This window comes from Foliimonas ilicis, assembly GCF_039939195.1.
In the GTDB taxonomy this organism is placed as follows: Bacteria; Pseudomonadota; Alphaproteobacteria; order Rhizobiales; family Rhizobiaceae; genus Foliimonas; species Foliimonas ilicis.
Genome location: NZ_JBDUUH010000001.1, coordinates 917,143 through 936,148, shown reverse-complemented (window position 1 = coordinate 936,148; position 19,006 = coordinate 917,143). Strand labels below are relative to the sequence as shown.

The following is a 19,006-nucleotide window of genomic DNA, read 5'->3' as shown; positions in this document are numbered from 1 at the left end:
GGATCACACAATGCCTTCCAACCTCGGTCTCACAGAACTGATATTCGGCCGCCTGAATCTGAGTGCCATCCCCATCGGAGAACCGGTTATCCTGGTGACCTTCATTGCCGTGGCGGTCATCGGAGCTGGCGTGCTCTGGGCGCTCACGCGTTACCGTCTTTGGGGGTACCTGTGGAGTGAATGGTTCACGTCGGTGGATCATAAAAAGATCGGGATCATGTACATGGTCCTGGGGATCGTGATGTTGCTCCGCGGCTTTGCGGATGCACTTTTGATGCGAGCGCAGCAGGCCCTTGCGATCGGTATGAACGAAGGATTCCTGCCGCCGCATCATTACGACCAGATCTTCACGGCACACGGCGTCATTATGATCTTCTTTGTCGCAATGCCGCTGATAACGGGACTGATGAACTACGTCATGCCCCTCCAGATCGGAGCACGCGACGTAGCATTCCCTTTCCTCAACAATTTCTCCTTCTGGCTGACGACCGCCGGCGCTGTGCTGCTGATGATCTCGCTCTTCGTCGGTGAGTTTGCGCGGACCGGCTGGCTTGCCTATCCGCCGCTCTCTGGCTCTGCCTATAGTCCGGGCGTCGGTGTTGATTACTATATATGGTCTCTCCAAGTCGCGGGTATCGGAACGACATTGTCTGCGATCAATCTGATCGTGACGATCGTGAAGATGCGTGCTCCGGGCATGGCCATGATGAAGATGCCAATCTTCAGCTGGACTGCTTTGTGCACGAACGTCCTGATCGTTGCTTCCTTCCCCGTGCTGACGGCAGTCCTCACCCTGCTGACGCTCGATCGCTATGTCGGGACAAATTTTTTCACCAACGATCTCGGCGGCAACCCGATGATGTATGTGAATCTTATCTGGATTTGGGGGCACCCAGAGGTTTACATTCTCATCCTGCCGGCGTTTGGAATCTATTCCGAAGTAGTCGCCACTTTCACGGGGAAGCGCCTCTTCGGCTACAGTTCGATGGTCTACGCGACCGTCTGTATCACTATCCTTTCCTATCTAGTCTGGTTGCACCACTTCTTCACGATGGGAGCCGGCCCGAGCGTAAACTCCTTCTTTGGCATCGCCTCGATGGTCATCTCGATCCCTACGGGGGCGAAGATATTCAACTGGCTTTTCACCATGTATCGTGGCCGCGTCCGGTTCGAGCTTCCGATGCTATGGACCCTCGGCTTCATGGTGACGTTCACGGTCGGAGGCATGACTGGGGTGATGCTCGCAGTACCTCCCGCTGATTTCGTGCTCCACAATTCGTTGTTCCTGGTCGCCCACTTCCATAATGTCATCATCGGTGGCGTGGTCTTCGGGCTGTTCGCAGGAATCACCTATTGGTTCCCGAAAGCCTTCGGTTTCAAACTGGATCCATTCTGGGGCAAGATAAGCTTCTGGTTCTGGCTTTCCGGTTACTGGTTCGCATTCACCCCAATCTACATTCTGGGCCTGATGGGGGTGACACGCCGCGTGAACTACGTCGAGGATCCCTCGCTGCAGATCTGGTTCCTGATCGCTGCGTTTGGGGCTCTCCTCGTCCTTGTCGGGATCGTTGCCTTCCTGATCCAGATTTATGTCTCGATCCGTCGGCGTGATGAGCTGCGGGACGTGACTGGCGACCCATGGAATGCTCGCACGCTTGAGTGGTCAACTTCGTCGCCGCCGCCTGCTTACAACTTTGCCTTCACCCCCCTGGTCCATGACCTTGACGCATGGTGGGATATGAAGCGGCGTGGCTACCAGCGTCCTGTAAAGGGGTTCAAGCCCATCCATATGCCCCGTGGGACCGCGGCTGGGGTCGTGCTTGCGCTTCTCAGCGTAGTCTTTGGCTTCGCCATGGTCTGGTACATATGGTGGTTGGCCGCCGTCGCCCTCGCCGCCATGCTCCTCTATGCCATCGTCCACACCTACAACTACGATCGGGACTACTACATTCCGATCGATGAGGTGTCCTCCGTCGAGGATGAGCGCACCAGAAACCTTACGACAGGAGCCTGACGCCATGACGCAAACCCAACAATTGGTCCCCGGCGAGACTCGGTCTGCATCATTCCACTTGGACGACCATCATGGTCCCGCCGATGGCGGTACGATGCTCGGCTTTTGGATTTACCTGATGAGCGATTGCCTCATCTTCGGAGTGCTCTTCGCTTGCTACGGCGTCTATGGACGGTCTTACGCCGCCGGCCCATCTGGAGCAGATCTTTTTGATCTCAACATAATTGCTGTCGCAACAGCCTTGCTGCTGGTTTCCTCGCTGACCTTCGGCATGGCCATGATTACGATGCAGCAGCAGCGCCAGAGACGCATGATGGCATGGCTCGCAGCAACAGGGGTGCTTGGTCTCGGCTTCCTTGGGGTAAGCCTCTACGAATTTCACCATCTGATAGAAATCGGGGCCGGCCCACAACGTTCAGCGTTCCTGTCGGTTTTCTTCACTCTCGTCGGAACACACGCGCTGCATGTTTTGATCGGATGCATCTGGCTTGGTGTCCTAATGTCGCAAGTCAGCTTGCATGGGCTGATACCGGCCAATCGCAAGCGCCTGATGTGCCTGTCCCTGTTTTGGCACTTCCTCGACATCATCTGGATCGGTGTTTTTTCCTTCGTCTATATTCTGGGGTCCGCATCATGAGCCAAAACGCTGCCGGCGCCGTTCACGGCGAACACCATCACGACGCGCAGGCCCACGGCACGGTCAGGGGTTACCTTATCGGGTTCCTGGTGTCAGTCGTGCTCACCGCCGTTCCCTTCTGGATGGCAATAACCGGCCCTGGTGTCTCGCCGCAGTTGTTCGGCCTTGTTGTCATGGGTTTCGCGGCCATCCAAGTCATTGTTCACATGATATTTTTTCTTCATATGAACGGTCGCTCGGAAGGTGGCTGGAACATGATCGCGCTCATTTTCACTTTGATCATCTGTGTGATTATGCTCGCCGGCTCGCTCTGGGTCATGTTCCATCTCAACACGAACATGATGCCCATGTCCGATGGTATGGCAGGCAACCGATGATGGCCGGGCCGGAACCGTACAGAGACGAGCAAGAGCCACGCGTGCGAAGCGCACGCGCCACTGTCCTTGTCACCGTGTCCGGCTTCGCAATGACATGCTTGTTGTTGGCTTTGGGGCTTTGGCAGATTGAGCGTCTGGAATGGAAACTCGGCTTGATCCAACGCGTCGACACACGGCTTCAGTCAGGTCCAGTAGCGCCGCCGGTGGGCGAAGCATGGGACTTGGGTCTGGCCCCGGACCATGAATACCGCCCCATCCGTGTTGTGGGCACATTCGTCCATGCTGCCGAGACTCTCGTTCAGGCCGTAACCGACCATGGTTCCGGCTACTGGGTGATGACGCCGCTCGTCGATAAAGCAGGCCGCTCATTTCTCATTAACCGCGGCTTCGTTCCCCGCGACCGGGCGAATGTAACGTCCCGCTCACTCGGACAGCTTGAAGGTGAGATCGACCTTACTGGCCTCCTACGCCTCAGCGAACCAGACGGCGGCTTCATGCGTACCAACGATCCGAACCATGATCGATGGTATTCACGCGACGTAGCAGCGATTTCGAAAGCGAGAGGTCTGCGTGAACCCGCTCCATATTTCATCGACGCTGACGCGGCCGCTAATCCGGGCGGCTATCCCGTCGGCGGGCTAACGGTCCTCTCCTTCCGCAATCCACATCTGGGTTATGCACTAACATGGTTCGCGCTTGCAGCGATGGTCGCCTGCGCAACGCTGTACGCCGTGAAGGACGATATCCGCAGGCGGCGCATAGTAAGAACTCAGCGCCTCCCGAACAAAAAACATGCGCTTATTCAAGGAGGTCGGTATGACCGCTCGTAATGATCGGCTGCTTATTGGTGGTGCGCTTTCCATCTTCGTAATACTGCTCGTCGGCGTTTTAGTCTGGACGTCCTTGGCGAAGGACGTCGGCTCACCCGACACACCGTTCACCCTGCAAGGCACCCACGGCCACATTGTCGATCAAACCAGTTTCAAAGGGCGCGCGTCACTGGTCTATTTCGGCTATACTCATTGCCCCGAACTATGCCCCACGACGTTGGCCGACATGACTCATTGGCTGGAAACCCTCGGTGAGGATGGAGCCGAGTTGCAAGCTCTGTTTTTTACCATCGATCCTGAACGCGACTCCCCTGAAGCGATGCAATCTTATGTGGCAAATTTCTCCGAACGGATCGTCGGCGTTACGGGAAACACGGGCGAGATGCGTAAGTTTGCCGACGCCTGGCTTATAACCGCTGATGTAAACACGTCCGGTGACAGTTACAGCGTCAGTCACACTGCCTCAGTCCTTCTCATCGGCACGGACGGCAAGGTGGCGGGCATGATCCCCTACGGCATGAATCCCGACGATGCAGTGGCAAAAATTCGGCAAGTGCTGCTGGAAACACCCTCCACCCAGTTATAGACGGAGCGCCGCCGGCCTATCCGCCTAGACATAACCGGCCCTTCATCAACACGGCTTCCGATGTCACTGCTCCGGCCAGATGCACAACTACGTGCGCCTAGCCGAAGCAACCATAGGGGTCTGCTCGCCTGCCGATGCAAAATCGAACGCGAAAGATGATGTGTAATGTATCGCCGATCAAATATCGGGGGTGGCAGCTGGTACGTCTCTGAGCAAGGCTTAGGGGCCGCGAAAAAGCTAGCCCTCTCGCTAAAGACTTTCGTTTCCATGCGCCGTCATCCACTTGGACCGGGGGGGCTATCTAACGCCATTCATGAGCATGCCGATCACCAGCTGAAACGCATATGCGGACACTCAAATCTTCTGCGCGGGCATCGTGAGGCCCGCATTGGTGGAAAATGGGAATTCATGTCACTCTTGCGCGCTATAACCGGGCGCGAGCCTGGAGCTCCACCTAGTGATGGCACCAACCAGAAAAACATCCTGCTTCTGGTTCAGCTACGATGGCTCGCGATCATAGGCCAGATCGTCACCATCGTCTTGGTGCAATTCTGGCTGGGCATCGACTTGCCCGTCTATCAGATGGCCAGCGTCGTGGGCTTTCTTGTTCTCCTCAACATAGTCCGGATCGCAAGGACGCGTTCCGCGCAATCGGTTTCAGAGACGGCTATCTTTGTCGATCTTCTTGGAGACGTTTTAGCGCTAACCGCTTTACTTTACCTGAGCGGGGGCGCGTTAAATCCGTTCGTCTTCATCTATCTGCTTCAGATCATCATTTCCACTGTCCTTTTCCGCGGATGGCGGACTTGGACGATCATGGTGGTCACGGCAATCTGTTTTGCCTTCCTCATATTCTTTCACGTCCCCATGGAGCTTCATCTCCAGAGCGACCATCTGCCGACGGGCTTGCATGTACAGGGAATGTACGTCTCCTTTCTGCTGGTGGGGGGCCTTCTGGTTCTCTTCGTTGGCAGGATCACACGCAATCTCGCAGCGCGGGACGCTCGGGTAGCCGAGCTTCGTCAGCAGGCGGTCGAGGAGGACCATGTAGTACGAATGGGCTTGCTTGCGTCCGGCGCAGCTCACGAGCTTGGAACCCCTCTGACAACCCTGTCCGTCATCCTTAACGACTGGAGCCACCTGCCCGCCCTGAATAAAGACCAAAATCTGCTCACCGATATGGGGCACCTGCAGAGCCAGCTCGAGCGCTGCAAGACGATAGTCTCAGGGATCCTGGCGTCTGCAGGAGAAGCCAGAGGCGAAGGCACGATCCGGACATCATTGAATGAGTTTTTTGATGACACGGCACGTGAATGGCAGGCGACGAGGGGCGTCGCCGCCCTGACCTATGTTAATGACTTCACGCCTGATGTTCCCATCATAATCGATCTGACGCTACAGCAGGCTATCTTCAATTTGCTGGACAACGCGCTTGAAGCGTTCCGCTCCGAGATTGCAATGTCCGTGCGGCGGAGCGGCGACGATGTCCTTCTCACAATCGAGGACGACGGACCGGGCTTTCCGGACGCGGTTCTAAATAATGCAGGCAAGCCATATATCTCGACAAAAGATCGGCCCGGCGCGGGGCTTGGCCTTTTTCTCGTATTCAATGTCGTACGCAAGCTTGGCGGAAAGGCCACGGTATCAAACGCCATCCCTAACGGTCGCGCACAGGTCTCCCTATTGCTACCTTTGAACACGATCACGTGTGACACGCAATGAGCAAGGGCACCCTCCTGATCGTTGAAGATGACTTCGTATTAGCGAGTGCCTTGCGCCGGTCCTTTGAGCAGAGAGGATATGAAGTGTGCATTTGTCGCGACTATCCCACGATGACACACATGCTTCAGGATATGACGCCTGAGTTTGCCGTGGTGGATCTCAAGCTGTCCGGTGCGTCGGGGTTGGACTGCGTAAAAGAATTGCATGAACACGACACGACGATGCGCATCGTTGTGCTGACTGGATTCGCAAGCATCGCAACTGCTGTTGAATCGATAAAACTTGGGGCGTGCAACTATCTGGCGAAGCCGGCAAATACTGACGATATCATCAAGGCGCTGCATCATTCGGAAGGCAATACCAAGGTTCCTCTCGCCAGTCGCCCGACTTCCCTCAAAAACCTGGAGTGGGAACGCATCCACGAAACGCTGGTCGAAACAGAATTTAATATCTCAGAAACAGCTCGACGGCTGGGGCTTCATAGGAGGACATTGGCTCGCAAGCTGGAGAAGCGTCGGGTAAGTTAGCCGCCGAGGCATTCGCGCACTAACGCCGAAAAGGTCTCCGGCAGTCTTCTCGGATCGTAGCGGCCGAAACGAGAGCGCTCCGCATCGCGGTTTAGTCCGCCACCGATCAGTAGTAAGTTGGTCGACCAGTCCGCCACTTGGTTGTGGTCGCACTGATCCAAAAAGCGCTCGCTTGTTATCTGTCGACAGAGGCGGGCCAGTACATGCTGTCAGGCGTCGGACGTTTGCCGAAAATGGCCTGCCCGATACGGACGACGGTCGCGCCTTCTTCGATCGCTTCCTCGAAATCACCCGTCATCCCCATAGAAAGGCCAGTAACGCGGGGATGTTGCTTGGCAGCTTGGTCGCGCAATGACCGAAGCATCGCAAAACATGGCCGCACTTTCTTCATGTCCGGACTGAATAGCGCAAGCGTCATAAGCCCGCGGGGTCGCAGGCGCGGGAATTTACTGAGGTCCTCCAGGAAAGGCGGGAGGTCGTCCGGAGCGAGTCCAAACTTGCTTTCTTCGCCCGACGTATTCACCTGAACGTAGACATCGAGAGTACGCTCCTCTCGCTCTAGGCGACGGTTGAGTAAGTCTGCGAGCCTCAAACTGTCGAGAGCATGAAACTCGCGAGCGATGCGCGTCAGATATTTGACTTTGTTGCTCTGGAGGTGACCAACAACGGTCCACCCAATTGAGAGATCGCTGAGAGCCTCGCGTTTGCCGGTGGCCTCTTGAATCTTATTCTCACCAAACGTGCGGATACCAGCCTCGTAGGCGAGACGTAGAATGTGGGCAGGCACCGTCTTTGTAATGGGCAGGAGGCGAACAGAGCTACGATCACGTCCCGAGCGGATACAAGCAGCAGCGATGCGCGCTTCCACAGAGGCAAGATTGGTCTCGAAAGTCGAGACTGGATCTAAGCCAAAACGTTCATGGTCCCGTGCTGAGATCACTGTAGAATTACTTGTCATCAAAGCCACTTTCTGTCGTTGGCCAATCTCCCTGCCCGGCATGCCGGTCGTCCAGTCGGGGGAGGAACCAGGCAAGAAGACCTGCAAGCGGGAGCAGGGAACAGAGCCGATAGACCTGTTCAATACCTATGGTGTCGGCCATCCCACCTAGCATCGCGGCGGCGATTCCACCCATGCCAAAGTTCAGGCCGTAAAACAGACCGCCAATCAGACCGATACGGTTGGGTGCCAGCTCCATGGCGTAGATAAGGATCGAGGCGAATGCGCTCGCCATAATTAGATTGATTAGAACGGTCAGAATTCCTGTCCAGACGAATCCCACATAAGGGAGCAGAAGCGTGAGGGGCAGTGGCCCGAGAATTGAAATCCAGATGACGCGATAGCGACCAATCTTGTCTCCAAGAATACCTCCAATCAGAACGCCTAGCGCGGAAGCTAGAAGAAACACAAAGAGCATCAGTTGTGAGGTCTGAATAGGAAGGCTGAAGCGATCCATGAGATAAAAGGTATAGAAGGATCGGAAGCTCTCGACATACGCATTCTTAGAGAACATCAACAGGCTGAGTATAATTAGCCCGAGCAACACAGTCTTGGGCGCGTGCAGCTGGCGGCCTGAAAGTTTATCGTCTACGACTGCTTTGGCAGATGCGACCTGCTTGCGGATCTCTATGTGGCGTCCCGCAGACCATATCATCAGTCCGATAGCTAACAAGGCAACGAGCGCGAACCAGGTGAGACTTGCCTGCCCGCGTGGAACAATGACAAGTGCCGCAAGAAGCGGTCCCAGAGCACCTCCCATCTGGCCACCTACTTGGAAGATACCTTGAGCGAGGCCTTGACGACCGCCGGAGGCGTTGCGTGCCATCCTCGTTGCTTCGGGATGGAATATCGAGGAACCAATACCGATACATGCAGCCGCCAGTAGTATCAATCCATAGCTCGATGCGAGGCCGAGTCCGACTAGTCCCGCGAGCGTGAACGCCATTCCCACGACAGTCGAATAAGGCATTGGGTGGCTGTCAGTGTAATGACCAATGATAGGCTGCAAAAGTGATGCCGAAATCTGGAAGGTCAGCGTGATCATTCCAATCTGCACGAAATCCAACGCGTACGCTTCCTTGAGTATGGGATAGACGGCCGGGATCAGCGACTGCATGAGGTCGTTAAGCAGGTGCGTAAGACTTAGGACCAAGAGAACCGCCAAATGGGTCTGGCGGCGACAGTGAGAGGTCAACGGCTGGTCCATTCGGTCTCGCAGTTTTGGCAAGGACAATTTGTCAGACTTGATCAGTTAACTATTTAGCCTCACGCTGGCGCATCTGAAACAGCCGGTTTTTTGGTAGATGGGTGGGCCAGTTGGAGAAAACGAATAATCATTCTGTAGCAGCTCAAGACAAAGCGACCGGTAAGCAGAAGCAGCAGGCATTAGTAGCGCTGCTACTGGGCGGCCTTCTGATCGGCTGCTCGCCGATCTTCGTCCGCCTCTCCGAGCTCGACGCAGTTTCGACAGCCTTTTGGCGGCTCACGCTGGCCTTACTTCCACTGGCGTTCCTGGAGCGGAGGGAAGCAAGGATTGGATCCAAGCGTCCCTCAGGATGGCGAGAAATAGCTACAGTCAGCCTTCCCGGAGTAGTTCTAGGGGCCGAACTCGCCCTGTGGCACATATCACTTCATCTAACTTCAGTCGCGAATTCCACGCTGCTCGTGAATCTTGCACCAGTTTTTGTGGTTCTATACAGCTGGTTGGTATTGGGCAAAGCGCCAAAACGCATTTTCGTTCTAGCCCTTGCAGCTACTATCCTAGGCGTCGTTCTGCTCCAAGGCGGCTCGTTTTCCGCCGGAGCCAGCACGATTCGGGGCGACGCTATCGCTCTGTCGGCCGCCGTCCTGTATGCCGCCTATGTAATGATGCTGGAGAAAGCACGGAAGAATTTCTCCGCACCAATCATCATGATGTGGAGCACAAGCGCAGCCGCTGTATGCATCCTGCCTTTCGCCTGGACGACGGAGCCTGCGTTGCTGCCTGCGACGATTGCAGGTTGGTCAATGCTCTTCGGTTTGTCATGGGTGAGCCAGGCTGGGGGACAAAGCCTGATCGCACACGCGCTTGCATGGCTGCCCGCAAGCTTCTCGTCTCTCACACTACTACTACAGCCTGCGGTCGCCGGTATGTTGGCATGGATCGTCCTCGGAGAAGCATTGACGTTGGTACAGTGCGCCGGCGGCGCGATCATTCTCGCGGGGATATGGACAGCGAGACGCGCATAAAAGCGTATGTTCTGGGCACCGCGATATTCTACCGTTTTTGCGGACGGCTTGTCTGATCGTGTACCCGACGCCAAGACGATCTGGCTGGTCCGGTGAGGATGGCGAAGGTTGGTTTGTTGGTTCGATCGGTCCGCTGTTCGAGCACTTTGATACGATGCTGCGTGACAGCGGCTATATCCCTGTGTCCGGTCAGATCGTCGCAGCCTCGCTAGTTGCCGCTCCGCGTCAGCGCAATACGAAAGAGGAGAAAGCCGGCATCAAGGCCGGCAAGATACCGGAGGCCTAGAGGAGCAAGCCCACGAAGTTGCGCCACACAGACCGCGATGCGCGCTGGACTGTGAGGTTCACCAAGGCAAAGCCGCAGGAGGACGGCACGCTGCCGGTCGTTGATCTCGCCATCCCGACCTTCGGATACAAGAACCATACCTTAATTGATCGACGCTTCCGGCTGATCCGGCGTGGGAAATCCACGGATGCGAGCGCATATGACGGGGCCAGGTTGCGCGAGGGTTTGCTGGATCGCAGCAATACCGGCTCCTCCGTCTAGGCGGATACCGCATATCGCTCAGCCGCGAACGAGACCCTCATAGACGAGCACGTCTCGAAGGTGCATCACAAGAAGCCCGCTCCGGGGGATGTCGGCGCCAACCCGCCGAGTGAATGCCGGTAAGTCAGTGATACGTACGCGCGCCGAGAAACGTTGTCGCAGAACGGAAATTCCGAAACCTAAAAAGCACATGACGTTCTCACGGTGGAAATCGGGAAGTGAAAGCGAAACTCACGCTGTCGATCGCAGGTCTATCTGACCAGCACGCTCACTGCCGAAGTCAACAGCCGTAAACAGAGCTGGATCGACGAACCTGCTCCCCTGGAAATCCCGCCAAAGAGCAGCGCATAACTGCGCAAACTCCAAGCCAAACTATATCAGCCGTCAAAACGCGGTTATTAGAACAGTCCAACTACAACGATTGAAAAGGAAATTGGTTGAAGTGAACCTGAGCAACCAACTCACGCAAGCGTATAGGCGGTCTTGACAGTGGTGTAGAACTCGTTGGCGTAACTGCCTTGCTCGCGCGAGCCGAAAGACGAGCCTTTGCGCCCACCGAAGGGAACATGGAAATCGACACCAGCGGTCGGCAAATTGACCATCACCATGCCGGCTTCTGAGTTTCGCTTGAAGTGCGTTGCATGCTTTAGACTGGTTGTAGCGATTCCAGCGGAAAGACCAAACGGCGTGTCATTCGCCACGGCAAGCGCTGCGTCGTAATCCTTGACCCTGATGACCGCTACGACCGGACCGAATATCTCCTCGCGTGAAATACGCATCTGGTTGCTAGCCTCAGTGAACAATGCCGGCTGCAGATAGAAGCCGCGCGTGTCGCGCTTAACCAAATCGCCGCCGAAAGCAAGCTTCGCACCTTCGGACTTGCCGATACCGATAAAGTCCATGTCCGTCTGCAACTGCCTCTCGTCTACCACCGGGCCGATATGAGTTCCCGCTTTCAGCGCATTATCGACAACTAATGTCTCCAGCTTCTCGGTTAGCGCGGCGACGAACTTGTCGTGGATGCCTTCGGTGACGATTAAGCGCGACGACGCAGTGCAGCGCTGGCCGGTAGAGAAGAAGCCTGAGTTGGCGGCAGCTTCGACTGCCATATTGAGGTCGGCGTCATCAAGGACGACCATTGGGTTCTTGCCACCCATTTCCAGCTGGAACTTGCGGTTATGCTCGATAGAGGCGAGCGCTACGCGTTTGCCAGTGCCGGTCGAACCGGTGAATGTGATCCCGGCCACGTCCGGGCTGTCGAGCATGGCTTGTCCCACAACCGAGCCGCGACCCATCACAAGGTTCAGCACGCCCTTAGGAAGGCCTACGCGGTGTAGAATATCAACGATGGCCCAGGCAGATCCCGGCACCAGATCGGCTGGCTTGAACACCACCGTATTGCCATAGGCCAAGGCCGGCGCGATCTTCCAGGCCGGAATCGCGATAGGGAAATTCCAAGGTGTTATGATACCGATGACGCCTAGCGGATCGCGGGTGATCTCGACTCCGATGTTTGGGCGTGCCGACGGCAGCACCTCCCCGGCAAGGCGCAGCGTTTCTCCAGCGAAGAAGTCGAAGATCTGCCCGGCGCGGATCACCTCACCGGTCGCCTCCGGCAACGTTTTGCCCTCTTCGCGGGCGAGCAGCCTCCCCAATTCGTGCTTACGGGCCTGTATCTCATTTGCAGCTTTCTTTAGGATGGCGTTACGCTCCAGAATGCCCGAGCGCGACCATATCGGAAACGCTGCCTTGGCTGCGGCAATCGCAGCCTTCGTATCCTCTGTACTCCCCTGCGCATACAAACCCACCATCTCATTCGTGTCAGACGGGCTGATGTTTTGCGATGCTTCGGTGCCGACCCATTCGCCGTCAATGAGATTTTGATGAATGTTCACAGTCATTTCCTCCTCCAGATTTCTGGGAGCCGCCCGCGTGTTTAACCGCGGGCGGCATTTGTGTCAGGAACGCTTGGTTGTCGCGATCAGCGCTTCCAACATCGCCAGTTCTTCGTTTGTCAGGTCCTGAAGCGGCGGGCGAACTGGGCCTGCATCAAAACCTTGCAGACGTACGCCCGCCTTCACGGCTGATACTGCGTACCCCTTGGCCCGGTTCCGTATCGTCATGAACGGATAAAAGAAGTCGATCAGGATTTTTTCACACTTCGCCCGCTCGTTCGCACGCAACGCCTTGTAGAATTCTACGGCAAGACCCGGCACGAAATTGAACACTGCAGACGAATACGTCGTAAAGCCCGCCGCCAGATAGGCCTCTGCAAAGAGTTCTGCGGTTGGCATACCACCCAGATAGGTCAACCTATCACCGATCTTTGCTGTAATCTGTCGGACGAGGGCAATGTCCCCGGTACCATCCTTGAATCCGACGAGGTTCGGGCATTCATCGCAAAGCCGTGCAAGCGTATCGGCCTGTAGTACCGAGTTATCTCGGTTGTAGACCATGACGCCCATGCCGGTCGCCTGACAAACTGCCTTGATATGCCGGAACAAGCCCTCCTGCGGGGCATCGATCAGATAGTGGGGCAGGAGCAGAATACCATCGGCTCCGGCTTTCTCGGCCGACTTGGCTATGGACACTGCGATTTCAGTACCATAGCCGCAGCCCGAAACGATCGGAGTGCTTCCCGCGGCCTCCTTGGCAACCCTGACGATTTGCGGGATTTCCTCAGGCGTCAGCGAGAAGAATTCGCCGGTCCCACCAGCTGCAAAAAGAGCCGTCGCCTCGTAGCCAGAAAGCCAGTTGACGTGCTCCCCGTAGGTCTTCGGCTTGAATCGTCCTTCAGCATCAAAATGTGTCACAGGGAAGGAAAGCAGCCCCGCTCCCAGTGCATGCTTCAAGTCTTGAGTTTTCATGGGTTTACCTCCTGTGGTGGGAGCGCAATCTCGCGCAACCGTGTTGATGGATTAAGTGATTGGAGACGCCGTTTATTCTCATAGAGAGTGAGAAATGCGATGAGGCAATCGCACGCACTATCTTGCGAAAACACCACCTTGATACTTGACAGCGACGTCTTCCAGGTTTCCCCCATGGGGCTCCATGGTTATGCTATCGAGATGAATATCTGCGCTTGCCTTTGCACGGTAACCGAGATGCTGTGCCTGCCTATTGTCCCAAAAACTGCAAGAGTTTTTTGACATGCCGTAGACGATCGTGTGCTCGACACGCGCAGCAGAAAGGGCTCGTTTCACTAGTAGGCATAAGTCGTCAAACGACAGCCATGTATATAGGTGGCGGCGGTCCTTCGGAGCGGGTAGGCAGGAGCCAATGCGGATTGAAACAGTCTCGAGCTGGTGTTTATCCCAGTACAGCTGCGCGAGACTCTCCCCAAACGCCTTCGAAAGGCCGTAAAATGAATCAGGCCGAAGCGGAACCTTCGAGTCGATGACCTCGGTTTGCTTATAGAAACCAACAGCATGCACCGAACTTGCGAACACGATCCTCTTAACCCGATGGGCACGCGCGGCCTCATAAAGATGCTGCGTTCCCAAGATGTTTGCCGTGTATACCGATTGAAAATCGCGGTCCGTTGACACTCCGCCGAAATGCACAATCGCATCCACACCCTGAACGAGGGCATCCACGGCGCCAGGATCTGTCAAATCCGCTAGAACGATTTCTTCGTTCGCGTATTGACCGTCGGTTTCCACGATATCCGAGCTGCGAAGCAATTCAACATCTGTGCACAATGACCTCCGCAGGACCACTCCCAAGTAACCCGCAGCACCAGTCAATAGGACTCGGCGTGTCATATTCTTTCTCCGTTTTGATTAGGCATCGATTGCGATCGAGCCTTTGCCCCTAGAGACGCAGGTGATAATTCTTGTTTTCTGAGCGTCGACGCTGAGATAAAAATCACGATGGTCAACCTGGCCAGTGAGCAAGGGCACAGCACACGTGCCGCAGGACCCTCCCCTACAGGAGCTGTCAATCGCGATCCCGGCATTGATTGCGGCCGTCAGGATCGTCTCATGAGGCTCGACGACAAGCGTTGTGTTCGATCTTGCAAAATGAACCTCGAACGCCGCACCACCGGCCACTTCACCGCTTCTTGTCGATCCAAAACTCTCGAAGTGGACGCTTTGCTCCGACCAGTGACGGCTGGCCATCCTGACCGAGCGCATCAAGCTGTCGGAACCACAGCAGTAGATTTCGCGACCGTTTTGCTGTTCCAGGAACCCGCCAATGTCCAATCGAGCCGATAATGGTTGCTTGCTGTGATGGATAAGGATCTCACCACTCAGCCTCTCCTTCTTCAACTCTTCCAGAAAAGGTGTCTGCTCCGGAGTCGCTGTCAGATACAGGAGCTGATAGCTCGACGGCTGGTAGCGCTCGAGGCGCCTGATCATCGAAAGGATCGGCGTGATCCCTATGCCGCCAGCAATGAAGAGATAACGCTCAGAACCTTCCGTCAGTGCGAAGTCGTTCTTTGGAAGCGATGTCCAAATAACGTCACCGACTTGCAAGTCATCTACCATGCTAGTCGACCCGCCCTTGCCCTCCGCCTGGCGCTTGACCGCAATTGCGTAATGATCGTTCGACATCGGATCGGAACAAAGTGAGTAGCTTCTCACTCTGCCGCAAGGTACTTTGACATCGATATGTGCCCCGGCCGAAAATGCCGGCAGTGCAGAGCCGTCAGGGGAAACAAGCTCAAACGTCACGACCTCCTCAGCAACAAATCTCCGTTGCCGGACTTGCAGGCGCATTCGCCCGACGGGCGTCGTTTCTTCAAGCACGTGTTCCATGGTGCAATTCCTCAGACGGGTCCAAGTGAGACATGTGGCAGCGCGGGCAAAGAGACGGAAATCGGATCACTTGGTTTAACCACGCCACCCTCCAGTACGATCGTCATAATCCCCGCCTTGCGAAGGATATTGCCCGCCTCATCTCGACCTAGGACGGCGGTCATCAAGCCTTGCTGAAAATCATCAAGCTGGAAGCACGGGTTCCGCAAACCAGTCACCTGGACACGGGCGGTATCACCCAAGGTCAGGATCGTGTTTTGCGGCAACCCCGCAAGATCAAGTCCTTTCGTGGTAATGTTTTCGCCCATCTCGCCGGCGTTCACCATGAAGCCCTGCCGGTTCAGTTCCTCGATGATCTCTAGAGGGATCAGATGGACTTGCCGCAGATTCGGTTGGGTCGGGTCGGCGCGCACACGCGACCGGTGTTTTACGGTCGTGCCCGAATGGGCATCGCCTTCGACGCCGATACCCGCGATCAGGGTAATGGCTGCTTCCTCGCCTTTCATGAAAGTATGCTTGGCGCTTTTGCACACAGCTACTATTTCCGCCATCTGATAACGTCTCCTAGAAGCGCGGGGGCCGATTTATGATTTCTTGGCCGCAATTGTCCGCGCATTGCTGAGCTCCGATAATGCGACCCCCGAAGAAAGCCGTTCGCGCCAGACGACCTCGCGTTCCTCGTCGGCAATGCACCGCCGAACCAGAGCCGGGAGGTTCGGCATGGCGGGGTCAAGTACAATAAGGCCATTCTCATCGCCGAGGATGATATCGTCGGCCCTAATGACCACACCGCCAACCGAGACCGTTCCGAACAATTCAGCCCTGCTAAGGTTGAGCGGGCGGTGCGTGGCGACAGACAACGACTTGGCATAGACTGGTAGCCCGATCTCGCGAAGCTCCCGGATGTCGGTTACAGAACCGTCAACGACAAAACCGGCAGCACCTTTGGCGGCGCTCATGCGGGCAGTCATCTCACCGACGCTTGCGAACTTGTCGTCGCCTCCCTTGGCAATGACGACAACATCACCAGGTTCTATGTGATCGAGGGCCAAGTGAAGTGGAATACCGTCCGGCAAGGGTAAATCGAGCGTTGCAGCGCGCCCAACCATATGCTGTGCGCCCGCCAAATGGCGAATGCCACCGCCGACAATTCCCCCTTCCAGATGATGACCAAAGGAAGCCGGTGACGATTTGCCAAGCGCGGTCATGATATCATCGGCCACGGGATAGGCGGCGCGATCGTGGATCAGCATATGATACTCCTGTCCTAATGGTTGCTAGGTTTTTGCCTGTTCAGAGGACCTGTTCGAGGAAGCGCTTCGCACGCGGATGTTCCGGTGCGCTGAAGAAGCGTTCGGGATTCGATACCTCGACAATTTTGCCAGCGTCCATGAATACGATCCGATCGGCAACCTTGCGGGCAAAGCCCATCTCATGGGTGACGCATACCATCGTCATTCCCGTCCCAGCCAAGGAGATCATGACGTCCAGGACTTCACTGATCATTTCCGGATCAAGAGCAGACGTCGGTTCGTCGAATACCATGATCTTTGGCTGCATGCACAAGGCCCGAGCGATCGCGACGCGCTGTTGCTGGCCGCCAGACAGCTGGCTCGGATACTTGTTACAATGGCCCTCGACACGGACACGTGAGAGATAATCCATCGCGAGCTCGGTGGCCTTTGCCGCGCTGTACCGCCTCACCAGACGGAGCGCCAGCGTGCAATTGCCAAGGACTGTCAGGTGAGGAAACAGGTTGAACTGCTGGAACACCATGCCAATCTCTGGCCGGAGCTTCTTGTCATCCTTACCATCGAACAGGATCCGGCCTTCCTCAAAACGTTCGAGCGCCGAGATGCAGCGAACGAGCGTAGATTTCCCCGAGCCAGATGGTCCGCAGACCACAAGCCGTTCACCCGAACCAATCTCCAGATTGATATCGCTGAGCACATTCAAAGTGCCGTAGCGCTTATGGATGCCCTGGACCTCGATCGATGAGCCTGGGGCATGCTGCAAATTAAATGTCACTGAATTCACCCTCCAATATGACTCCGAATCTCACAGGATGTATGTTTGCGGTCGCCGGTCCTTGAAGGGATGGACCTCGTAAACACCTGGGTCGCGGATGATAGATTTACGCCTGGCGAGATCGGCGTCGAAATCCGCGCAGTAGACGCCCGTGGTAACACCGCCATTGATGAGAAGCTGGCCCGACGGTGCGACGATCTGGCTTTCACCCATGAATTCAGCGGAACCTTCCACATCATTGCGATTGGCTGCCAGGAAGTAGACGAAGTTTTCAGCAGCTCGGACGCGGGTGAATATCTCAGGCAACATGCGTGCTTCCGTCGGCCACGCCGTTGGCAGTGCCACTATATCGGCACCCGCCAGGGCCAGGGTTCGGATCACCTCAGGGAAGCGGATCTCGTAACATATCGCTACCCCAACCTTACCAATCTCCGTATCATAGACTGGCGGTACACTGTCTTGGGGTTGATCGACGAAACGGTCTGCGCCAAGAAGGGGCAGATGCCGTTTTCGGTGCACGCCCAAGATTCCCTTTGGCCCAATCGTCAGAGCGGAATTGTAGATCTTGTCGCCATCTGCTTCTAACAAGCCTACAACGATATGCATCTTCAGTTCTGAACATGCTGCGGCGAGATCAGCCACCGTGGCGCTCTCGACGCTGATGGCAACAGCTTCGATCTCCTCACGTGTTTCGAACATGTAGCCGCTCAACGCGCATTCCGGCGTGATTAGAAGTCGGCATTGCTGTTTGGAAGCGTCCGCCATCGCGGCGATGATTGTAGTGACGTTCAAGTCTGGCCGGCCCTTTATAGAGCCGATTTGTGCGACGCCGATCTTCATCGAATTAGTCCTTTGAAACTTTGGGAGTTGCGACGCATCGGTTCGATGCGCCGCGATATGCGCTGGTTATTGGACCGTGAACGGAATTCCGGCCAGTTCCTCCGGCAGATCAGGTAGCGTGCCTCCGATCCACTTTTCGTAGGTTTTGGCGATCTCGCCAGAGGTGATATGGCGGTCGATAAAAGCGTTTACCCAGACGTTGATGTCGCGATCATTCGGGCGCATTGCCACGCCGTTATATTGTCTTTGGAGAAGGATTCTGGGCTCGAACATGTCTTTTCCAACAGCACGCTCGAGTATCTTGGCAAACGTGCTGGCACCGCCGATCGCATCGACCTGGCCGGAGATAAGTGCCTGCAAAGTTGCAGGGTGATCGTCAAAGCGCTGAAGGATCGTTCCCGGCTGAGCTTGCTTCGTCATAGCCACGTCTTCAGCGGCTGCGCGCGAAAGACCAACCCGTTTGCCGACCAGGTCGCCCAGAGATTGGATGTCGCTGTCCTTATGCGCATAGACGTTGACGTCTAGCGTCGAATACGGCTTCGAGAACTGGACCACTTTGGCACGCTCCGGATACATGCCAACTACGGCAACCAGCACGTCAACTTTTCCAGATAACAGCATTGCGATGCGGTTCGGGTTTGTCACCCGAATTAGTTCGAGCTCAACGCCGAGGTCACGTGCGATCATCTTCGAAATGTCGATGTCATAGCCATCCAACTGGCCCTTGTCATCGACGAACCCCCAAGGCACGTTTTCCGCCTGAATGCCTATGATGATTTTTTTTCGCTCTTTGATCCCATCTAAGGTCTGCGCGGTGCCGTCCAACGCGTTGCCTGCCACTAGCGCTAAACTCAACGAGGCGAGGCACAGGAGTCTTGAGAGTATTGCATTCATTTTAGTTCCCCTTTTTTG

21 protein-coding genes are annotated in these 19,006 nt (G+C 55.8%); 10 read left to right on the top strand and 11 right to left on the bottom strand.

The genetic code is table 11. From position 1 onward, the window contains the following. Window positions 1-10: 10 nt before the first annotated feature. The 7 genes from cyoB to ABFT80_RS04670 all read left to right on the top strand — a co-directional run bounded on the left by cyoB (window position 11) and on the right by ABFT80_RS04670 (window position 6,693). Entirely contained in the window at window positions 11-2,014 is a 2,004-nt protein-coding gene (gene cyoB / locus ABFT80_RS04700; protein WP_347970663.1) for a cytochrome o ubiquinol oxidase subunit I, read from the top strand. Window positions 2,015-2,018: 4 nt separating this feature from the next. Then, window positions 2,019-2,651: a cytochrome o ubiquinol oxidase subunit III gene (gene cyoC, locus ABFT80_RS04695; protein ID WP_347970662.1), complete on the top strand. Its 633-nt coding sequence runs from the start codon at window positions 2,019-2,021 to the stop codon at window positions 2,649-2,651. Then, on the top strand, window positions 2,648-3,028 hold the full coding sequence (gene cyoD / locus ABFT80_RS04690) for a cytochrome o ubiquinol oxidase subunit IV (RefSeq protein WP_347970661.1): 381 nt from the start codon (window positions 2,648-2,650) through the stop codon (window positions 3,026-3,028). The genes cyoC and cyoD overlap by 4 nt, the downstream gene beginning before the upstream one ends. Then, complete coding sequence (locus ABFT80_RS04685) at window positions 3,025-3,858, top strand: SURF1 family protein (RefSeq protein ID WP_347970660.1); 834 nt, start codon at window positions 3,025-3,027, stop codon at window positions 3,856-3,858. The genes cyoD and ABFT80_RS04685 overlap by 4 nt, the downstream gene beginning before the upstream one ends. Beyond that, window positions 3,845-4,444, top strand: a complete 600-nt coding sequence (locus tag ABFT80_RS04680; protein WP_347970659.1) for an SCO family protein — start codon at window positions 3,845-3,847, stop codon at window positions 4,442-4,444. The genes ABFT80_RS04685 and ABFT80_RS04680 overlap by 14 nt, the downstream gene beginning before the upstream one ends. Window positions 4,445-4,852: 408 nt before the next feature. Further along, entirely contained in the window at window positions 4,853-6,166 is a 1,314-nt protein-coding gene (locus tag ABFT80_RS04675; protein WP_347970658.1) for an ATP-binding protein, read from the top strand. Further along, on the top strand, window positions 6,163-6,693 hold the full coding sequence (locus ABFT80_RS04670; protein WP_347970657.1) for a response regulator transcription factor: 531 nt from the start codon (window positions 6,163-6,165) through the stop codon (window positions 6,691-6,693). Before ABFT80_RS04675 ends, ABFT80_RS04670 begins: the two co-directional genes overlap by 4 nt. Window positions 6,694-6,868: 175 nt before the next feature. Here ABFT80_RS04670 and ABFT80_RS04665 read toward each other — a convergent pair whose 3' ends face one another. Together ABFT80_RS04665 and ABFT80_RS04660 are read right to left on the bottom strand one after the other, a co-directional pair. Continuing rightward, on the bottom strand, window positions 6,869-7,651 hold the full coding sequence (locus tag ABFT80_RS04665; protein ID WP_347970656.1) for a YggS family pyridoxal phosphate-dependent enzyme: 783 nt from the start codon (window positions 7,649-7,651) through the stop codon (window positions 6,869-6,871). Beyond that, window positions 7,641-8,897 (bottom strand): MFS transporter, encoded by a 1,257-nt coding sequence (locus tag ABFT80_RS04660; RefSeq protein ID WP_347970655.1) that lies wholly within the window; start codon window positions 8,895-8,897, stop codon window positions 7,641-7,643. Before ABFT80_RS04660 ends, ABFT80_RS04665 begins: the two co-directional genes overlap by 11 nt. Before the next feature lie 188 nt (window positions 8,898-9,085). On the opposite strand from ABFT80_RS04660, the gene ABFT80_RS04655 reads away from it, so the two are divergent. The 3 genes from ABFT80_RS04655 to ABFT80_RS04645 are packed head-to-tail and all read left to right on the top strand — an operon-like array spanning window position 9,086 to window position 10,466. Continuing rightward, the gene (locus tag ABFT80_RS04655) at window positions 9,086-9,919 is read left to right on the top strand and encodes a DMT family transporter (RefSeq protein ID WP_455189878.1); all 834 of its coding nucleotides are present in this window, start codon (window positions 9,086-9,088) and stop codon (window positions 9,917-9,919) included. A gap of 58 nt (window positions 9,920-9,977) precedes the next feature. Next, window positions 9,978-10,205, top strand: coding sequence for a hypothetical protein (locus ABFT80_RS04650; protein WP_347970653.1), 228 nt, complete (start codon window positions 9,978-9,980; stop codon window positions 10,203-10,205). Between the two features lie 18 nt (window positions 10,206-10,223). Then, entirely contained in the window at window positions 10,224-10,466 is a 243-nt protein-coding gene (locus ABFT80_RS04645) for a hypothetical protein (RefSeq protein WP_347970642.1), read from the top strand. Between the two features lie 461 nt (window positions 10,467-10,927). Here ABFT80_RS04645 and ABFT80_RS04640 read toward each other — a convergent pair whose 3' ends face one another. The 9 genes from ABFT80_RS04640 to ABFT80_RS04600 form a co-directional block, all read right to left on the bottom strand. After that, window positions 10,928-12,361, bottom strand: coding sequence for an aldehyde dehydrogenase family protein (locus ABFT80_RS04640; RefSeq protein WP_347970844.1), 1,434 nt, complete (start codon window positions 12,359-12,361; stop codon window positions 10,928-10,930). Window positions 12,362-12,424: 63 nt separating this feature from the next. Then, the gene (gene kdgD / locus ABFT80_RS04635) at window positions 12,425-13,333 is read right to left on the bottom strand and encodes a 5-dehydro-4-deoxyglucarate dehydratase (protein ID WP_347970652.1); all 909 of its coding nucleotides are present in this window, start codon (window positions 13,331-13,333) and stop codon (window positions 12,425-12,427) included. 117 nt (window positions 13,334-13,450) lie between these two features. Further along, entirely contained in the window at window positions 13,451-14,230 is a 780-nt protein-coding gene (locus tag ABFT80_RS04630) for an NAD-dependent epimerase/dehydratase family protein (RefSeq protein WP_347970651.1), read from the bottom strand. 18 nt (window positions 14,231-14,248) lie between these two features. Next, entirely contained in the window at window positions 14,249-15,226 is a 978-nt protein-coding gene (locus tag ABFT80_RS04625) for a PDR/VanB family oxidoreductase (protein ID WP_347970650.1), read from the bottom strand. Window positions 15,227-15,237: 11 nt separating this feature from the next. Further along, a complete protein-coding gene (locus ABFT80_RS04620; protein ID WP_347970649.1) occupies window positions 15,238-15,777 on the bottom strand; it encodes an MOSC domain-containing protein in 540 nt (179 codons plus the stop codon). 33 nt (window positions 15,778-15,810) lie between these two features. Then, window positions 15,811-16,479, bottom strand: a complete 669-nt coding sequence (locus tag ABFT80_RS04615) for an RraA family protein (protein WP_347970648.1) — start codon at window positions 16,477-16,479, stop codon at window positions 15,811-15,813. Between the two features lie 40 nt (window positions 16,480-16,519). Next, on the bottom strand, window positions 16,520-17,254 hold the full coding sequence (locus tag ABFT80_RS04610; protein WP_347970647.1) for an amino acid ABC transporter ATP-binding protein: 735 nt from the start codon (window positions 17,252-17,254) through the stop codon (window positions 16,520-16,522). Window positions 17,255-17,284: 30 nt separating this feature from the next. Next, entirely contained in the window at window positions 17,285-18,094 is an 810-nt protein-coding gene (locus ABFT80_RS04605) for a carbon-nitrogen hydrolase family protein (RefSeq protein ID WP_347970646.1), read from the bottom strand. 66 nt (window positions 18,095-18,160) lie between these two features. Then, entirely contained in the window at window positions 18,161-18,988 is an 828-nt protein-coding gene (locus ABFT80_RS04600) for a transporter substrate-binding domain-containing protein (protein WP_347970645.1), read from the bottom strand. Between the last annotated feature and the right edge of the window lie 18 nt (window positions 18,989-19,006).